The sequence below is a fragment of the Gallaecimonas mangrovi genome (assembly GCF_003367375.1).
GTDB lineage: Bacteria > Pseudomonadota > Gammaproteobacteria > Enterobacterales > Gallaecimonadaceae > Gallaecimonas > Gallaecimonas mangrovi.
Genome location: NZ_CP031416.1, coordinates 139,145 through 156,892 on the forward strand (window position 1 = coordinate 139,145; position 17,748 = coordinate 156,892).

Below are 17,748 nucleotides of genomic sequence, written 5' to 3' on the forward strand. Positions count from 1 at the left end.
ACAACAAAAAAGCGTATATTGGCTTGGAAGTTTTTATTTTAAAGATCACTGCTAGCTAGTCATTTTTAGCGCTTGATTTTTTTAGTACATTGCATATTGCTTCTTTGAGTTGACTTTTATCAAAGTCAGAGACATTGATCTTTTCATGAAGGAAAGCTGGTGAACGGCTAAATATAACACTATTATTATCCGATATCGGCGCCCACTCACGAAAGTTGTTTTGGTCATTATTGTAAACAGTGACTAAAGGTTTGTTTAAAGCACCTGCAAAGTGTACTACTGAGGTGTCGGGTGAAAATACAAGATCGGTTTGGCGTAAGATGGCCATTGTTAGAGCTAAACTGGCTGGTGTTGGCGTTAATAAGGCCGTAGTCTCAGCAGCTAGCTTTTCTAACATAAGATCTTTGCCAGGTACGCGTAGTAATATGAGTTGATGCTCAGGGAATTGCTCATGCCACCAATTTATTAATTCTTTGGCTTCAATTTCTTTGAATTGACGATGTAGCGCCGAGCCGAATAAGTTTAATACTACCTTAGGCCCGGTCGTTGCCAGATTATAAAAAAATACCTCTGCTTGATGTTCTGTTGTATTATCTTTTAAGATGTAAAATTTTCTCTCAAGTGGGGATTCGGGGCAAAGCAGTCGAGCGGCTGCCAGATAACGATCAACAAAGTGCTTATGTGTAGTCGGAAGTGTTTGGTCGAAGATTTGATAATCATCTTTATCAAATCCCAGGTAATGGGGAGCTTGCAATTGATAGAGTGCAAAAAGATCTCTGTCACCAAGACGCGACCCTAATTCAATAACAAGATCAAAATTTTCTTTATAATAACTCAGTGATTTCGCGGTATCCCAACTTCTCTTGTCTAGAACCTCAACTTTCACATTTCCTGGTATGTTGACAAAAAGTTGTGCTGAAACCTTGCCTGTCAATATTGTAACTTCGATATCAGGTCTGTGCTTAGTAATGGCGGAAATAAAGACAGTGGATGTGATGGCATCACCGAGTTTGTCATCCCAGCGAAGCAATGCCACTTTGTGTATCTTGTCTGAACTGAAAGATTGATCACTGAAACGTTTGTCCCACTTAGCCTGAGCGGCTTTCAGTTTTTTAGCTTTTCTTTTATTACGTTGACTTCGCCATATTGCTCTAATTTTACTCAACATTTGCAATGTTCCTGTTACTATAAAATCCGCATCAGGTTAGCGAGTGAATCGCTTTTTCTAAGCTAAGACTTAGTGGAAGACACGTTCAATATATCGACAATTTTTGGAGGGTACTTTAGTTTTTGTTACTGTATTATGATTGTTGTTATGATAAAAAAGAGGTATGACTTAAAATAGGGATTTTATCTTGTAAAGATACCATATTCAATTAGTAAATGGTATCTTTTCACTTAAGGGTCTGATTGAAATGAATTATTTAAAGAAAAAGTATAAGAAAAAAATAAAGAAGATAAGATCTACTTTTTTAAAATTGTATTTAATATGTTCGTCTTTTTTTAATAAAGGAAAAGTTTATGATAATGGCCATTTTATTATAACCATTACGTCCTATTATAAAAGATTTGATTCTATTTTTCTTGTGCTAGAATCTATTTTTATACAGAAATGTATTTACAAATATGAAGTGATTCTGGTTATAAGTGAAGAAGATATAAGTAAATATGGTGGCTATCCCAAAAAAATAAATCGCTACTTAAATCGAGGCTTAAAAATTAAAGTTGTTTCTGAAAATCTAAATTCATATAAAAAAGCCTTCTATACTTATGATTTAGGGAAGCCACTTATTACTATTGATGATGATGTTTATTATCCGAGCTGGTGGTTAGAAAGATTAATTAAAGAATCTGAAGCCTTTCCTAATGTGGTCTTGGCATATCGTGGCCATTACATTATTCACGATAACGGATCATTCCTAAAGTATCGTGACTGGTTAAATAAATCTGACGCATTATCTTTCCAATACCCAAAATTTTCGTTTCTTCCAACAGGATCATCAGGAGTTTACTATCCTGTGGGTTCTCTAATTGGATTGGCAGAAAGTAAAGACAGTTTCTTATATTTAAGTCCAAGCGCTGATGATTTATGGCTTAAATTTATTACTGTGGTTAATGGTTTTAAGGCAAAACGAGTAGAAAAATATAATGTAGATCTTCTGCCATTGATTAAGGCTAGCGAAAGCCTTCACGATATTAATGTAAGTGCTGGGAAAAATGATGACCAGTTTCAAGCGATTCTTAATTATTCGTCGGCTTTCAAAGAAGCGCTATTGCTTGATGCGGAACTGGTCGTTAGAGAAAGGTAGTTTGTCGACCGCCTTAGCATTTAACATTTAGAGATGAATCCGATAAGCAATATAACAGCCGGATGGGCAAGTAAATTTACACATATTATGGAAGTAATGTTATGCTTGGTGGGTGAAAATTTATGCTTAGATGGACTAATAGTAGATGAAAGCGGTCTTACCGGATGACGCCATTCCAGTGGTTGCTAGTAGTGATGACAATTACGCCTATCCGCTAGGGGTAATGTTTATATCACTTTTAGAAAATACTAGCCGCCCCGAACGCTTTCATCTTTTCATTATCGACGGTGGCATTGCCGAGAAGAAAAAGCAACAGATGGTGGATGATGTTGCTAGCAGGGGTAGTCAATTAACTTTTTTAGACCTCGACAGTGAGATGTATGCTGATTTTCCAACGCATGCACATATATCAAAACCGACTTATTATCGGATTTCTATCCCGGAACTCTTTGATGATTCAATTAAAAAGGCGATTTATTTAGATTGTGATCTTATTATAAAAGGTGATTTACAAGAACTCTGGGATATCGATCTGGGTGAATATGCTGTGGGGGCAGTTGAAAATATATCCCAGCATACCTATCGCGTATCTAAATTGAATCAGGATGACTATTTTAATTCTGGTGTTTTACTAATTGATTTAGAAAAATGGCGAATTAATAAGCTCTCTGAAAAGGTACGGGAATTTAAACTAAATAATCCTGAATTAATCTGTACTAACGATCAATGCGCTTTCAATGGCGTATTCCGAGGCCACTGGCTACGGTTACCTCTGAAGTGGAATCACCAATCAGGCTTATATAGAGAGTCGAACCAAATCAACCGTTTTAAGAGCAGTGGGCAATATCAGGATGCTATATGGCACCCGGCTATCATTCACTATGTTGGCTGGTCTAAACCTTGGTTATCTCCCTGCTATCATCCACTGGCTGCCGAGTATGATCGATATAATTCATTAGCCCTATTTTACGCTGATAATCCAGTGATTCCGGCCCGTAAATCTAAAAGCGGCCTATGGTCAAAATTTAGTTTATTCAAAAAACAATGGCGTAAATATCGATGGCAACAGCGTTACAAAAGGCAAGGATATGATTTATACGAACATCATGGATAACATCTTCTATTTATAGAAGATATTACTTCACTGAAATTTATAGGATAGATACAAACTAGCGCTGTATATACTATAAAACACATCAGGGCGATCACTGTAGCCGGTGCTACTTGTATCACTAGGTTCTAATTTATCTCTGGCAACTTTATTACCATATCGTAAATCAAAATTAAGATCCCAACCTGGCATGATGTTAAGTTTTGCGACCCCTACACCTGTGTAATATCCAAATGCCGGCGTGGCTAAGTTGTAACGAGCACCACCTAAAAATGCGCTAACAGCCCAGTCGCTATTAAATTTATACCGATAATCGAATGCTCTAACTGCAAGCATATTTTTACCATCGATACTATCAACCTCAATACGAAAGCCAATATCACTGTTGTCAGAGGCTTTTCTGCGGGCGCCCAAACCGGCATGATAGCCGAGCTTAGCGTTGGTATAAGAGGCTGGATCACCATCGGTTAGATTGACATCAACTTTATTTTCGTTAACGCCAATATCGACGAACACTTCAGCATGCGCTCCTAAGCTACAGGTTGCCAACAATAGTGAGCCACAAATTACGTTTTTCATGCATGTCCTTAAAAATGAATATAGGCGCTTAGGCGATCGTAGTTTTCGCCGAGGGTATCCCTGCCAACCAGCAATTCAGCACCAACCATATAATTGCGCCATGGAAAAGAGTAGCTGGTGGTTAACTCCAGGCCTCTTTGATAGTCATATTCTCCATAGTTTTGATTTTGCACAGTCCTGAATTGAAACTGAGCCAAGCCTCCAAAGTGAGGCTGCCAGCCTAATTTAACCATTAGGCTGCGCCCACCAACGCTGTCATTAAACACTCGTTGGTTAGCCGCCCAATTACCAATAACTACATCATTATTGGTTAATCCATCTAAATAGATGTGATGTGTATACCAACCATTTTGCCACTCGGACATTTCTACTGTCAGGTCCCAGTTATTCCAAAGTTTTGGAAAATCAATGCCTCCGGACAAACCTACATTACCGAGATTCCAGTTTTCACTTTTTGAGGTGTCTTCCCCTGCGTATTCAAAATACACAGAAAAAGGCACTTCTCCCGGAAAAATAATACGGCTAGTAAATGAGGCAGCCTGATTACCAAATTGCTGATCAGCAGTCTGGCCATTTTTAGCGTTATCTTCCCCAGAAGGATCAAAATAAGCTTTAATAACGTCCTTAAGACTCTTACCGCCTCTGGCACCACCACCGTATTGCATAACGCGATTAATGCCCAGAGACCAGCCTTCAATGGGTTCAAATGAGAGATGTAGTCCTGCCAGCATCGGATGGCCAGACGTATAACCGTCGTTATAGACGATGTGGTCCGAGCTACTCATTTGCGCTAAGAACATTTCGTAGTGAACATTGAAAATGCTGATTGGTGTGTAATTTGACAATGTCACCGATGGCATTGTTTGCGCATTAGTACTAATGAGCATCGAGCTATCGGTCATGGGAGACAGCCAATGGTCCCTGTAGCCGATGTCGAGTTGGGCGTAGTTTGTACCCACACTCACCATGGTTCCGGTTGGCGTTGTATCACCCTGGTAGCTTACAAAGCCAGCATTGAACAACAGGTAATCGCTAGGCTGCCAGTAACCACTGAAAGAGGCTTGGTAATGGCTAGCGGCGTCCATACCGTGGCTATTGGCTAAGGTGATATTGCTATTGTTATTGGTGACACTTGCCTCGACGCTCGCCTGGCTAACACCCACCTGCTGCATTAAGCGGTCAAGATAACTATGCACTTGTTCACAAAGTGCCTCGTCTTTTTTACAGGCTTTAGGAAGGGCTGCTAGTACTGCAGCTGCGGGGATTGGCCTAGTCATCACCGGCTGATCGGCCAGGATCATCACCCTTTCAACTTGATGTTCTATCTCTGGCGACAGTGATAATGGCAGATAGGGGCTAACACCTTTGGCTGCCGCTGCACTGCTTATTAACACCAACGAGGCTAACGCACTAACGCGAAAAAGCATTTAGTTATCCTTGTCTCTTTTGACCTTTTTTATCAAAGCTTCGGCCACTTCGGGATGAACAAACTGGGAAACATTACCGCCGTGAAGTGCCACTTCCTTGACTAAAGTGGAGGAAATAAACGAATTTTCCTCTGCAGGCGTCAAAAATACCGATTCGAGGTCAGGTTTTAGCCGACGGTTCATGTTAGCCAGCTGAAACTCATACTCAAAGTCCGACACCGCTCTTAGGCCCCGAATCAAAACGGTGGCGCTGTTTTTGGTCGCAAAATCGATGAGTAAGCCAGAAAAACCCACCACTTCTACATTCTGCAAATGAGAAACCACTTTGTTGGCGAGCTTCACCCTTTCCTCTAATGAGAAAAGTGGCTTTTTTGACGGGTTGGCAGCGACGCCCACAATCACATGGCTAAACAGTCGCGACGCTCTTTCCACCAGATCGGTGTGGCCGTTAGTGATAGGGTCAAAGGTTCCGGGGTAGATCACCCTGACGGTCATAATAGCTCCTGGCTGTCCTTTGCTGTCAGAATCAACGTGCGTATTGAGCCCTGGGTATAGCTGGCAAGGATACTATAGGAAGGGAAGCCGAGACCATCTTTTGCTGGCCAGAATGGGCAATGTAACAGGCTGTTTCTGATTGGGTTTGCATATTTCACTGCATTAAAGGCCCCGCGCTGGCGGGGCCTTTGTGTTGTTACACCTTGAATTTGCCAATCAGTTCCAGCAAATGCTCAGCGGCGACGGCTTGGTCATCAGCCGAGCTGCTGGACGCCTTGGCAGAGTGGCTACTCTGCTCGGAAAGCTGCTGAATTTGCTGAATGGAGCGGTTAATTTCCTGCACCACGGCGCTTTGCTCTTCCACTGCACTGGCAACTTGAATGTTCATACTGGCAATGGCGGAGACCAGCCCGGAAATATTCTGCACGCCACCGCCAGCCACTTGGCTGTTTTCGGTGGTAACACCGATTTGCTCATTACCTTTGACAATAACGTCGGTTGCCCGCTGCGACGCCGTTTGCAGCTTTGAGATCATGCCGTGAATCTCTTCGATAGATGACTGGGTGCGCTGCGCTAGCGATCGCACCTCGTCAGCTACCACGGCAAAACCGCGTCCTTGTTCACCGGCGCGAGCCGCTTCAATGGCGGCGTTCAGTGCCAATAGGTTGGTTTGCTCGGCGATAGCGCGGATCACATCAAGAATGCCGCCGATATCCTGGCTGTCTTGGTTGAGCTGGCCAATAACCGAGGTGGCCAATTCCAGTTCTCGGCCGAGATTGTTCACGTTATCAATGGTGGTACTGATAATGCTGACCACTTCATTGGCGCTGTTATCCGCTTGCTGCACCTTGTCGGCAGCGTCTGAGGCATTATTGGCTATCTCTTGAATAGAGGCTTCCATCTCGTTAAAAGCCGTCGCGACGCTGGAGGTTTCCTTCTGCTGGCGGTCCATTTGCTGTACCGACACTTGGCTTAGTTTGGCCGCCTCTTTGGCTGAATCCGCTATTTGTCTGCCGTTATCGGCGACACCTTTAAAGATGTCCTGCAGCGTTTCTAAAAAGCGGTTAACTCCGGTTGCCAATTGGCCAATTTCATCGCTGCGTTTTAATGGAATGCGGAAGGTAAGGTCGCCACCCTTAGAGGCTAACTGGTTGATCAGCCGGCCCAGCTCTTTTAAAGGCGATGCGATTGAGGTGGCAAAAACCACGGACATCGCAATGGTGAGGACAACAACAACCGTTATCCCTAACAAAATCTGCAGCAAGCTGGCCGAGATACTATCAAACACGCCTTTGATGCGTTTATCGCTCTGGCTGTTTACCTTAGCCAACATAGCGGCCAGTGTTTGGTTTATGTCTTTATTTAAGCTTTGAATTTGCCCGATATTAGCGATGTACTCTTTTGAAAGCCTACGAATATCCAGGTTCGCCTTGTTGGCTTGCTGCGCCTTCTCAAGCATCGGCGAGCCTTTTAGCTGTTCAAGGGCGGCTTCGGATGCTTTGTCCAGTTCATCCAGGTTACGCATCAGTTCGCTGGCGGCGTTTGGGTCGTGCTTTAAACGCTGGAATATCAGTTTGATGTTGTAGGTGCTGGTGGTATGCACCAAGGCGGCAGCAATGATTTGTCGCTCAAAGGTCGATACTTGGCTGCGTGCTACCGGGTCGGCCAATTGTTTGCTTAGCGACAAAATGTAACTGTCTGATTGATTTATGGAATTGTCAGCAATGCTCTGCACCTGCTGGTTTAGAGTGGTATTACGCTCAAACAGCTGATTTATGGTGTCGGACTTTTTAGCCATAGTGGCCATGTGATCTTTAAAGCTTTGGCCGGTGGCAGTGCTGTCGTTACCAAGGCGAGTGACCAAGCTTTGAAAATGCTTTGCCAGCTCACTGTAACCCTGTTCGGTGTTGGTGAACTTTCCCACCTGCTCAGACAGCGCATAAATATTCTTAACAAAGTCGCTATTTTGCGACATCTCATTCTGTGTCTTACCAATAAGGCTTTGGTTCTTAAAGAAAAAAACAAGAACAAATAGCAGTAAAATGACAAGTAAGAAAACAGGTGCAAAGAGTTTCTTCCTTACACTCATGGAAGACAAAAGTTTCGACATCTTTATGATCCTCTTGACGGATTAGCTCTTCTTGGCCGCGTTGGGTCGAGTAAACGCATACCGTTGAAGGATGAGGTACTGCTGCGTGGCAGCGGCGTTAACCGCCAACCGATTTGATGTGTTGCTGCTTTAGGTCGCTTTTAAATACGTTGTTTTAACTGTTTCGGATGCTGCCTTCACAAATTTAGTTGTCATTTGGTAACCCTGCTTTACCAAAGGCGTAATCACTTTCATTGATATGAACAGCATCTCAAGCAAGGTTGTGTTGGAGTACTACGGCAAGGTCAGGCCATGTGGTAAGGTTTGCGGCAATTTTGAGGGGGAGATAACGCCATGAAGGTACTGGTGATCAGTTCCTATAAAGACACCTGGAATTCAGTTCGCCCTGAGGCCGAAATGCTGATTGGCCTTAAGGATTACGGCATCGACCTGGAAGTGATGACCCAAGGCGACGCTGAGTATGTTCAGCGCTTTGAAGAAATGGGCGTTAAGGTGCACCCCTATCATCCCGATAAAAAATTTAATCTGGCCAGCATTAAATATATTCGCCAGGTGCTTAAAGACGGTGGCTTTGACGCCGTGTATTGCTTTAATAACAAAGCCATTTGTAACACCAACTTTGCCGCCATTGGCTTGCCGGTAAAAGTGCTGACCTACCGTGGCCAAACCGGCAATATTGAAAAGTGGAACCCCACCGGTTATCTCACGCACCTGCATCCCAGTGTCGACCGTATTGTCTGTGTTGCAAAAGCCACCGAAGACGATTTACGAGCGCATGTTTGGGGTAATAAAAATAAGGTTTGTACCGTCTATAAGGGCCACGATTTAGCCTGGTATAACGATATACCCGTTGATTTGAGCGAGTTTGGCATTCCCGAAGGCGCTTTTGTTATTGGCTCAGTTGCTAACTTGCGGCCCCGTAAGGGTCTGCCGGTACTGATGGAAATGACCCACCTTTTACCCAAAGACGCCAACATCCATTTACTGCTGGTGGGCGGCGGTATGGATAAACCCGAAGTACAAGCGATGATTGCGGCAAGCCCAATGAAAGACCGTATTCACTTGGCCGGTTTTCGAAAAGATGCACCGGCCATTATTGCCGCATGTGATGTCTCTATCTTGGCATCAACCAAGCGCGAGGGTCTGCCGAAAACGGTGATTGAAGCCATGGTTTACGGCGTGGCGCCTATCGTATCCGATACCGGTGGCAGTGCTGAGCTGATTGAAGATGGCATCAGTGGTATCAAAATTGCCCCAGGGGACGTTAACGCCATGGCCGATGGGGTTACGCGGCTTTATAACGACAGGGCGCTTTGTAAAGACATGGGCCAAAAAGCCCGCCAACGTATTGGCGAGCATTTCACCGTTCAGCAGTCTTCCCGTGATCTTGCCAAGGTGATTGAAGACACCGTCAACGGCGCGTTTTAAGCCACAGCGCTGCGTATTTATTAAAGGAATAATGGGCGGCAAATACGGCCAATAAAAAGCCATGCTTGCCGTCCATAAAACCGCGCTGGAACACAAACTTGCGCAAGAACGTCGATAAGCTGTGCAGTATGGCGGACACCACCCCGGCTTTTTTGCCTTTACGCGCCTTATTTTCGGCCCAATCGTTGGCGTAACGCACCGATTTTTGCAGGTAGCTGGTGAGGTCGCCGGTGGTGTAATGCAGAAGGTGCCCAGGCAGGTCTTTGACGCTGGCGCCTTTGCAGTCAACTTTTTCGTGCACCAGGGCATCGTCGTAGTGAAATTCGCTATTGCGATGCAGCCGCACGATGCGGTCGGGGTACCAGCCTGAGGTTTTAATAAAGCGGCCAAAAAAGTCAGTCAGGCGGTTGGCGCGGTACACCACTTGCCGAGCGTCATTGTTAATGGCGGCCAAAATACCGGCTTTAAGCTCCGGCGTAACCACTTCGTCAGCGTCAATCCAGAATACCCATTCGCCCTTGGCATAGCGCTGCGCGCGCTGGCGCTGCGGGCCAAAACCCGGCCAATCATCGGTGTGATAAATGTGGGCGCCAGCGGCTTTGGCGTGCGCCAGGGTGTCGTCGCTAGAACCGGAGTCGAGTACCACTATCTCATCAACAAAATCGAGGCTGTTAAGGCAATTGGGTAAATCCCTGCCAACGTTTTTGGTGATGATCACCGCCGACAACTTCATTCAAGATTCTCCAGCACGTGGTTGACGCTAATGCCTGTTAAGCACTGATAGTGGCCAAAACGGCAGGTACGCTCGAAGCAGGGGCTGCATTCAATGGGGTGGCGCACTATGGTGGCGTTATCGGTTAGCGGCGGTGTGAAATCGGGGCTGGTGGAACCGTAAATGGCCACCACCTTGGCGCCTGCTGCGGCTGCCACATGCATTAAACCCGAGTCGTGGCTAACCACACTGTGGCAGTGGGAAAAAAGGTCCACGGTGTCTTCCAGGCGGGTTTTCCCGCACAGGTTGTAAACGCCTTCTTGGCCGTCGCTAATGACCTGGCCCGCGTCGATATCTTTTGGGCCACCCAACACCCAAACCTGGTAGCCGTTTTCAACCAAACGTGCAGCAAGGTGGCGGTGGTTTTCCAGCGGCCACTGTTTGGATGGGCCGTATTCAGCGCCGGGGCAAATGGCGATGGCGGGTTTATCGATGGGCAGAGCCAGCTTGGCCATCACTGCCTTGATGTTGGCTTTATCAATGGCAAGGGCCGGGCTTGGCACCGTAAACTGGTAACGTTGGTATGCTTCTTTGCTAACGCCCATTGCCATGTAACGCCACACCGTTTTGTCGGTAACGGTGTGGCCTTGGCGAGTGGGGCGGCGCTTGCGGGCATCGGTCAGCATAAAGCTGCGCCCTTCGCCGGAAAAACCCACCCGCTCGGTAATGGCGGCAAAAAAGGGAATTAAGGCAGCCTTGAATGAACGCGGTAGAATAAGGGCCCTGTTATAGCCTTGCTTTTTTAACTCGCGCGCAAGTTGCCACTGGGCTATAAGGTTCAGTTTGCCATGGCCCCAGGGGGCGGCAATGCCGCGGCGAACCTCGGGCATACGGGCGATAATTGGCAGCGACCAGCCCGGTGCCAGCACATCAATTACCGCCTCCGGGTAGCGTTTTTTCAGGTCGATGAAAAGGGCCTGGGCCATCACCATATCGCCAACCCAAGATGGCCCAATTACCAGAAACTTCATGCCTTGGCGTCAAGCCACTTTAAATAGGCACTCACCCCTTCGGCGACGGTATGAAACGGCTCTTTATAACCGACGGTGCGCAACTTGCTGATATCGGCCTGGGTGAAGCTTTGGTAGCGGCCTTTTAGCTCGTCAGGGAAGGGGATGTATTCAACCTGACCTTTACCGTGGTGCTTAATTACCGCGTCGGCCACGTTTTGGAAAGGTTCGGCGCGGCCACTGCCCAGGTTAAAAATACCGGACAGGTGCGGGTGGTCCATAAACCACAGGTTGACCTTGCAGACATCGCCAACATAAACGAAATCGCGCTGCTGGCCGCCATCTGGGTAGCCGTCGTAGCCTTCGAACAGGCGCGGATTTTTGCCGTCTAACAATTGGTTGTGCAGGTGAAAGGCAACAGAGGCCATTTTGCCTTTGTGCTGTTCGCGCGGGCCATAAACGTTGAAATAGCGAAAGCCCACCACTTGGCTTTCTGCCTCGGGCAGAATGCGGCGCACGTATTGGTCAAATTGCCATTTCGAATAGCCGTAAACATTGAGGGGTTCTTCGCACTCGCGCTCTTCACGGAAAGAATCCGAGCCGCCATAAACCGCCGCGCTGGAAGCGTACAAGAAGGGTACTTCCCGTTCTAGGCACCAATGCAGCAATTCTTTGGAGTACTCGTAGTTGTTCTCCATCATGAATTTGCCGTCCCACTCGGTGGTGGCAGAACAGGCGCCTTCGTGGAAGATAGCATCAACAGGGCCGAACTCGTCACCGGAGACAATACGGGCGATAAAATCGTCCTTGTCTAGGTAGTCGGCGATATCCAAGTCAGCCAAGTTTTTAAACTTAGTGCCGTCGGTGAGATCGTCCACCACCAGTATGTCTTTGTAGCCACGCTCGTTGAGCGCCTTGACGATGTTGGCGCCGATAAAGCCGGCGCCGCCCGTTACGATGATCATCAAATTCCCCTGTGTGCCAAGCGCATTGGCGACATGGTAGACTCTGGTCAGTTCGGCTAAAAGGCCTAAGCGCGTGAAAACCAGAGATAAAATTCTAAAAGCTAGCCTGGCGTTATTTAATGAAAAGGGTGAAAGGAATGTCACCACCAATCATATTGCCGCGCATCTAGGTATTAGCCCAGGCAACTTATACTACCATTTCCGCAATAAGGAGGACATTGTTCACGCCATCTTCGGCGAGTATGTCCGCCACCTCGAAACGGCTTTTACCCCTAAAGAAAACGGCCCAACCCTTGATGTTCTGATGTCTTATTTGGACGGTGTTTTCTACACCATGTGGGAGTTTCGTTTTTTTTACGCCAGCCTGCCCGACATTTTGGCCCGCAACCCGGCTCTGCATCAGGAATACTTTGTGGTGCAAACGCAGCTGGCCGATCGGGTGGTGGCCATTTTGCATACCCTTAATAGCGAAGGTATTTTGGCCATCGACGAAGCCGACCTGCCCGATTTGGCCCACACCGTGAAAATCATGGTGACCTTCTGGATAAGCTACCAAACCACCCAGGCTATCGATGCAGCCATTACCCGGCCGGTGATTTACCAAGGGGTACTGAAGGTTTTATTTCTTATTCGCCCCTATTTGGCGCCGGATGCCAAAGACACCATTGCCCGTTTGGAAGACCATTATCGGCGTTTGGCCCAGCGCACCCGCTAGTGCTTTTTGTCAGCCAGACAAAAGTGTCTGGCTGTTTAGTCTTGGCCCCTGTTTCTTACCTGTCTATTCGCTACAATAGCCCCCGAAATCGATTTCCGGAGCCACCGATGAGTGCCAATCTGCTTGATCACCTGCGCCAGGAACTGGCCACACTGAAAGATGAAGGTCTGTACAAGGACGAACGTATTATCACCAGCGCGCAGCAAGCGGCTATCCACGTTGGTGACCAAGACGTTCTCAACTTCTGTGCCAATAACTACTTAGGCTTGGCCGATCATCCTGAACTCATCAAAGCGGCCAAGTCCGGCCTCGACAGCCATGGCTTCGGTATGGCGTCAGTGCGTTTTATCTGCGGCACCCAAGACAGCCATAAAGTGCTGGAGCAAAAGCTGGCCGACTTTCTTGGTATGGAAGACGCCATTCTTTACAGCTCTTGTTTTGACGCTAACGGCGGTCTTTTTGAAGTACTGCTGGGAGCCGAAGACGCCATTATTTCTGACGAGCTGAACCACGCTTCCATTATCGACGGCGTGCGGCTCTGTAAGGCCAAGCGTTTTCGCTATAAAAACAATGATATGGCAAGCCTCGAAGAGCAGCTTAAAGCCGCCGATGCCGCTGGCGCCCGCTTTAAAATGATTGCCACCGATGGCGTCTTTTCGATGGACGGCATCATTGCTGACCTGCCCGGTGTTTGTGACTTGGCCGAAAAGTACAATGCCATTGTCATGGTGGACGACTCCCATGCCGTTGGCTTTGTTGGCGAAGGTGGCCGCGGCGTGCACGAATATCACCACTGTTTAGACCGGGTGCACATCATTACCGGCACCCTGGGTAAGGCGCTGGGCGGCGCTTCTGGCGGTTACACCGCCGCCAGTAAAGAAATTGTCGACATGCTGCGTAACCGTAGCCGTCCTTACCTCTTTTCTAACTCGCTGGCCCCGGCCATTGTTAGCGCTTCTATCAAGGTGCTGGACATGCTGGCGGATGGCAGCGAGCTGCGCCAAAAATTGTGGGATAACAGCCAGTATTTTCGCGAGCGCATGAGCGCCGCCGGCTTTACCTTGGCGGGTAAAGACCACGCTATTATTCCGGTGATGTTAGGGGATGCCAAACTGGCGAAAAGCTTTGCCGACAAAATGCTCGAAAAAGGCATTTATGTGGTTGGCTTTAGCTTCCCGGTGGTGCCGAAAGGGCAAGCCCGTATTCGTACCCAAATGTCCGCAGCCCACAGCCGCGAACAATTGGACATGGCCATTGACGCCTTTATTGCCGTAGGTAAAGAACTGGGCGTTATTTAACGGTAATCACGCAAGGGTTTTGGAGAGTCAGCAATGAAAGCACTTGCTAAGCAGCATGCCAAAGAAGGGATCTGGATGGTCGATGTGGACAAACCCGAAATGGGCCACAACGATGTGATGATCAAAATTAAAAAAACCGCCATCTGCGGCACCGATATGCACATCTACAAATGGGACGACTGGGCGCAAAGCACCATTCCGGTACCCATGGTGGTAGGGCATGAATACGTGGGTGAAATCGTTGCCATTGGCGATGAAGTCCGTGGTTACAAGGTGGGCGATAGGGTCTCCGGCGAAGGCCATATTACCTGTGGCCATTGCCGCAATTGCCGCGCTGGGCGCGTGCACCTTTGCCGCAACACCACGGGCGTCGGTGTAAATCGCCCGGGCGCCTTTGCCGAATACTTGGTTATTCCGGCTTATAACGTTTTCAAACTGCCGGATAACATTCCCGATGACGTTGCCGCCATCTTTGACCCCTTCGGTAATGCCGTACATACCGCGCTGAGCTTCGACTTAGTGGGTGAAGACGTGCTTATCAGTGGCGCTGGCCCCATTGGTATTATGGCGGCCGCCATTGCCAAACACGTGGGCGCCCGGCATGTGGTGATAACAGACGTCAATGAATATCGCCTCGAGCTGGCACGTAAAATGGGCGCTACCCGCGCTGTTAACGTGGCCAAGGAAAACCTCAAGGACGTGATGAAAGAGCTGGGCATGACCGAAGGCTTTGATGTAGGCCTGGAAATGTCGGGGGTGCCGTCTGCTTTTCGTTTGATGCTCGACACCATGAACCACGGCGGCAAAATTGCCATGCTGGGTATTCCGCCTTCCGATATGGCCGTTGACTGGAACAAAGTGATTTTTAAAGGGCTGGTTATCAAAGGCATTTATGGCCGGGAAATGTTCGAAACCTGGTACAAAATGGCCTCTTTGGTGCAATCTGGTCTCGATCTCACGCCTATCATCACCCATCACTATAAAGTGGATGACTTCCAGCAGGGCTTTGACACCATGGGCTCTGGCCAAAGTGGCAAGGTTATTCTCGACTGGCAGTGATCGCGCTCGCTGTTAAAAAAAGGCCCTTTTGGGCCTTTTTTAATGCTTTGAATATTGGCAAATAATGCGCTTTGCTTGCGGTGGGCAGCGGTTGCTGCCGGGATCTGATATCTTTTCGCCCAAAGCCTATATGCCAGCCGCCGCCAATAAAGCGCGCTGGCCCCTTTGTCGCTAATAACGGCAGAGCCTATCGTGGGAAATCGCTATCCGTGACAGCAGCAAACAGCGCAATTTGTTTTGTAAATACCAATGCTCAGTGGGGCGGCGGTGAAAAATGGCACCTAGCAACGGCTTGCTATTTTAGAGAGCAAGGCGTGCCGACCTTGATGGTTACCAACAGCGGCTCTGCCTTGTTTGCGGCTTCCAGCGAGCAAGGCTTTTCCCCTTTCACCCTCTCGGTTGGCAACCTGAGCCTGCTCAATCCCTTTAAGCTGCAAAAATTGGTGGCCTTTTTTAAGCAAAACCAGGTCAGTACCGTGGTCCTCAACCTGCCGTCTGATGCCAAATTTGCCGGGGTAGCAGCCAAACTTGCTGGGGTCAAACAGATAGTTTATCGCCGCGGTATGCCGAAAAAGCCCAGCAGCAGTATCGTGAACAAATGGCTGTTTAATAAGGTGCTGACCCACATCGTGGGTAACTCAGAAGAAATCATCAACAAGATGGTGAAAGGCAACGAATCTTGGTTCCCGACCAACAAGACCTGCATTATTTACAACGGCGTTGACCCAAACCTGCCCCCAGCCAACCAGCGGCTGTTTGCAAAACAGGGTGATGAAATCATCATTGGCAACGTTGGCCGCTTGGTTGACCAAAAAGGCCAGCACTGGCTGGTCGATATTTGTAAAAGGCTTAAAGAAAGCGGCCGGCAGGTGCGATTTGTTATTGCGGGTGAAGGGGAAAAGCGCGCAGAGCTAGAAGCACTTATCAAAGACAACGGCCTTGCCAATGACATCAGCCTATTGGGCCATGTCAGTGATATGGCCGGCTTTATGAACAGTATTGATATGCTCGCCTTTACCTCCAAGTACGAAGGCAGTGCCAATACCTTGATTGAAGCGCTTTATTTTGGTGTGCCGGTGGTGGCCTTTAACGCCTCATCTAACCCGGAAGTGGTGATAGATGAGCAAACTGGTCTGTTGGCTGAGGCGTTTTCTGTGGAGCAGATGGCGGCGCAATTGGCACGGCTTATCGACGACAAAGCACTTCGCCAACGGCTGATTGACGGCGGCAAGGCCTTGGTGCAAAGCAAATTTGATATGTACCAAAATCTTGAGAAGTTAATGGCCATTCATCAGCAGCGTTAAAGGCTGTGGAAGTTTTTTAAAAGGTTATGGCCGCCAATACTGAGAAAAAAATACCGCCTCTAACCTGATCTTTCGGGCGATGGCATCCACACTGGTTGAGAGTTATCAACAACGTGATTAGTCAGAGATGAGTGGCGTCTACGATATATTCAAAAAAACCCTTGGCTTGCTGTCTAAGTATCGGCTGCCGCCAACACCTGAGCATTACAGCCTCTGGTATGTGTATGTGAGTGCTGAAAACCCTCAGCTTAATCAAGCGGTTGATGCCACCTTAAAACAAGGCGAGCTCAGCCCCAGTTCGGCAACGCTGCTTTATCAAACCCACTTGGCTGATAGCCACTGGCAAGACACGCAAACCCTGAATGACAGCCTGCAGGCTTTAGGTCAGGAGCTGTCTTCCACCCTCTATGACACCCGCCAAGATACCGCCGAATTTCAGCGCAACTTGAACGAGCGTTTTGGCCGTTTGCAAGGCATTGAAACCGGCGCCATTAGCCTAGATTCGGTTATCGATGAGGTGCGCAGTCTGGTAAAAGATGCTAATCGCATCAATGGCAGCGCCGAGCATCTGCACAACCGTCTTATTGAAGCCGAAGACGAAGTCGGCAGGCTAAGAGCCGCATTGGCAACAAGCCGCGAAGAAGCGCTGGTTGATGTGTTAACCGGCCTGCGTAACCGCCGCGCTTTTGATATGGACCTTGCCGATATCAATGGTCCAGCATCGCTGATTTTGGTTGATTTAGACCACTTTAAGGCCATAAACGACACCTATGGCCATTTGGTGGGTGACCAGGTTCTGAAAGCCACGGCGCGGCAAATTAGCCAGTTTGTACGCGATGAGGCAAGGGCCTTTCGTTTCGGCGGTGAAGAATTTGCCGTGCTGCTTAACGAGCCGTTAAAGGTGGCCCGCCGCAAGGCTGAAAGCCTGCGTACCCTGATTGCCAAGGTGTCGGTGACGGACAAACGTACTGGCCGCAAAATTGACAACATCACCGCGTCACTCGGGGTGGCAGAAGGGCAGGAAGGTGAGCAAAGCCTGCAGTTGGTCGACAGAGCCGATGCGCTTTTATACGAAGCCAAACGGCTGGGCCGTAACCGGGTGATGCCGATGTCTTTATAAAAAAGAGCCTGTTATTCAGGCTCTTTTTTTTGCGGTACGCAGCTGCGTTTATAGATGGGGTGCAAACCCCAACGCATGGCCCAGGCATCGTAGCGAGCCAGGCATT

17 protein-coding genes are annotated in these 17,748 nt (G+C 48.0%); 8 read left to right on the plus strand and 9 right to left on the minus strand.

The window, feature by feature from the left end:
• Positions 1–55: 55 nt before the first annotated feature.
• On the minus strand, positions 56–1,168 hold the full coding sequence (locus DW350_RS00645) for a glycosyltransferase family 9 protein (protein WP_115717008.1): 1,113 nt from the start codon (positions 1,166–1,168) through the stop codon (positions 56–58).
• A 247-nt stretch (positions 1,169–1,415) separates the two neighbouring features.
• On the opposite strand from DW350_RS00645, the gene DW350_RS00650 reads away from it, so the two are divergent.
• Together DW350_RS00650 and DW350_RS00655 are read left to right on the plus strand one after the other, a co-directional pair.
• Complete coding sequence (locus DW350_RS00650) at positions 1,416–2,309, plus strand: hypothetical protein (RefSeq protein WP_115717009.1); 894 nt, start codon at positions 1,416–1,418, stop codon at positions 2,307–2,309.
• Between the two features lie 145 nt (positions 2,310–2,454).
• Positions 2,455–3,423 carry a glycosyltransferase family 8 protein gene (locus DW350_RS00655; protein ID WP_115717010.1) on the plus strand — a complete coding sequence of 323 codons (969 nt, stop codon included), beginning with the start codon at positions 2,455–2,457 and terminating at the stop codon, positions 3,421–3,423.
• A 27-nt stretch (positions 3,424–3,450) separates the two neighbouring features.
• Here DW350_RS00655 and DW350_RS00660 read toward each other — a convergent pair whose 3' ends face one another.
• The 4 genes from DW350_RS00660 to DW350_RS00675 all read right to left on the minus strand — a co-directional run bounded on the left by DW350_RS00660 (position 3,451) and on the right by DW350_RS00675 (position 7,896).
• A complete protein-coding gene (locus DW350_RS00660; protein WP_115717011.1) occupies positions 3,451–3,999 on the minus strand; it encodes a hypothetical protein in 549 nt (182 codons plus the stop codon).
• An 8-nt stretch (positions 4,000–4,007) separates the two neighbouring features.
• Positions 4,008–5,426 (minus strand): capsule assembly Wzi family protein, encoded by a 1,419-nt coding sequence (locus DW350_RS00665; RefSeq protein WP_115717012.1) that lies wholly within the window; start codon positions 5,424–5,426, stop codon positions 4,008–4,010.
• Positions 5,427–5,921 (minus strand): pantetheine-phosphate adenylyltransferase, encoded by a 495-nt coding sequence (gene coaD / locus DW350_RS00670; RefSeq protein ID WP_115717013.1) that lies wholly within the window; start codon positions 5,919–5,921, stop codon positions 5,427–5,429.
• 196 nt (positions 5,922–6,117) lie between these two features.
• Positions 6,118–7,896 carry a methyl-accepting chemotaxis protein gene (locus tag DW350_RS00675; protein WP_192954763.1) on the minus strand — a complete coding sequence of 593 codons (1,779 nt, stop codon included), beginning with the start codon at positions 7,894–7,896 and terminating at the stop codon, positions 6,118–6,120.
• A 468-nt stretch (positions 7,897–8,364) separates the two neighbouring features.
• Here DW350_RS00675 and DW350_RS00680 point away from each other — a divergent pair, with 468 nt between their 5' ends.
• A complete protein-coding gene (locus DW350_RS00680) occupies positions 8,365–9,459 on the plus strand; it encodes a glycosyltransferase family 4 protein (protein WP_115717015.1) in 1,095 nt (364 codons plus the stop codon).
• Here the strand turns inward: DW350_RS00680 and DW350_RS00685 are convergent.
• From DW350_RS00685 to rfaD, 3 genes are read right to left on the minus strand one after another with little or no spacing between them, the layout of a single operon-like run.
• Positions 9,443–10,192 (minus strand): glycosyltransferase family 2 protein, encoded by a 750-nt coding sequence (locus DW350_RS00685; RefSeq protein ID WP_115717016.1) that lies wholly within the window; start codon positions 10,190–10,192, stop codon positions 9,443–9,445. The genes DW350_RS00680 and DW350_RS00685 overlap by 17 nt on opposite strands.
• The gene (gene waaF / locus DW350_RS00690; RefSeq protein ID WP_115717017.1) at positions 10,189–11,202 is read right to left on the minus strand and encodes a lipopolysaccharide heptosyltransferase II; all 1,014 of its coding nucleotides are present in this window, start codon (positions 11,200–11,202) and stop codon (positions 10,189–10,191) included. The genes DW350_RS00685 and waaF overlap by 4 nt, the downstream gene beginning before the upstream one ends.
• The gene (gene rfaD, locus DW350_RS00695) at positions 11,199–12,146 is read right to left on the minus strand and encodes an ADP-glyceromanno-heptose 6-epimerase (protein WP_115717018.1); all 948 of its coding nucleotides are present in this window, start codon (positions 12,144–12,146) and stop codon (positions 11,199–11,201) included. Before rfaD ends, waaF begins: the two co-directional genes overlap by 4 nt.
• 73 nt (positions 12,147–12,219) lie before the next feature.
• On the opposite strand from rfaD, the gene DW350_RS00700 reads away from it, so the two are divergent.
• From DW350_RS00700 to DW350_RS00720, 5 genes are all read left to right on the plus strand, one after another.
• Positions 12,220–12,861, plus strand: coding sequence for a TetR/AcrR family transcriptional regulator (locus DW350_RS00700; RefSeq protein ID WP_115717019.1), 642 nt, complete (start codon positions 12,220–12,222; stop codon positions 12,859–12,861).
• A gap of 107 nt (positions 12,862–12,968) precedes the next feature.
• Positions 12,969–14,159 carry a glycine C-acetyltransferase gene (locus DW350_RS00705; protein ID WP_115717020.1) on the plus strand — a complete coding sequence of 397 codons (1,191 nt, stop codon included), beginning with the start codon at positions 12,969–12,971 and terminating at the stop codon, positions 14,157–14,159.
• A gap of 33 nt (positions 14,160–14,192) precedes the next feature.
• Positions 14,193–15,218: an L-threonine 3-dehydrogenase gene (gene tdh, locus DW350_RS00710; RefSeq protein WP_115717021.1), complete on the plus strand. Its 1,026-nt coding sequence runs from the start codon at positions 14,193–14,195 to the stop codon at positions 15,216–15,218.
• A 209-nt stretch (positions 15,219–15,427) separates the two neighbouring features.
• Complete coding sequence (locus DW350_RS00715; protein ID WP_226911363.1) at positions 15,428–16,522, plus strand: glycosyltransferase; 1,095 nt, start codon at positions 15,428–15,430, stop codon at positions 16,520–16,522.
• 127 nt (positions 16,523–16,649) lie between these two features.
• Positions 16,650–17,642 (plus strand): GGDEF domain-containing protein, encoded by a 993-nt coding sequence (locus DW350_RS00720; protein WP_115717023.1) that lies wholly within the window; start codon positions 16,650–16,652, stop codon positions 17,640–17,642.
• 11 nt (positions 17,643–17,653) lie between these two features.
• Here the strand turns inward: DW350_RS00720 and DW350_RS19915 are convergent, their stop codons facing one another.
• A complete protein-coding gene (locus DW350_RS19915) occupies positions 17,654–17,719 on the minus strand; it encodes a hypothetical protein (RefSeq protein ID WP_503487521.1) in 66 nt (21 codons plus the stop codon).
• Positions 17,720–17,748: the final 29 nt, after the last annotated feature.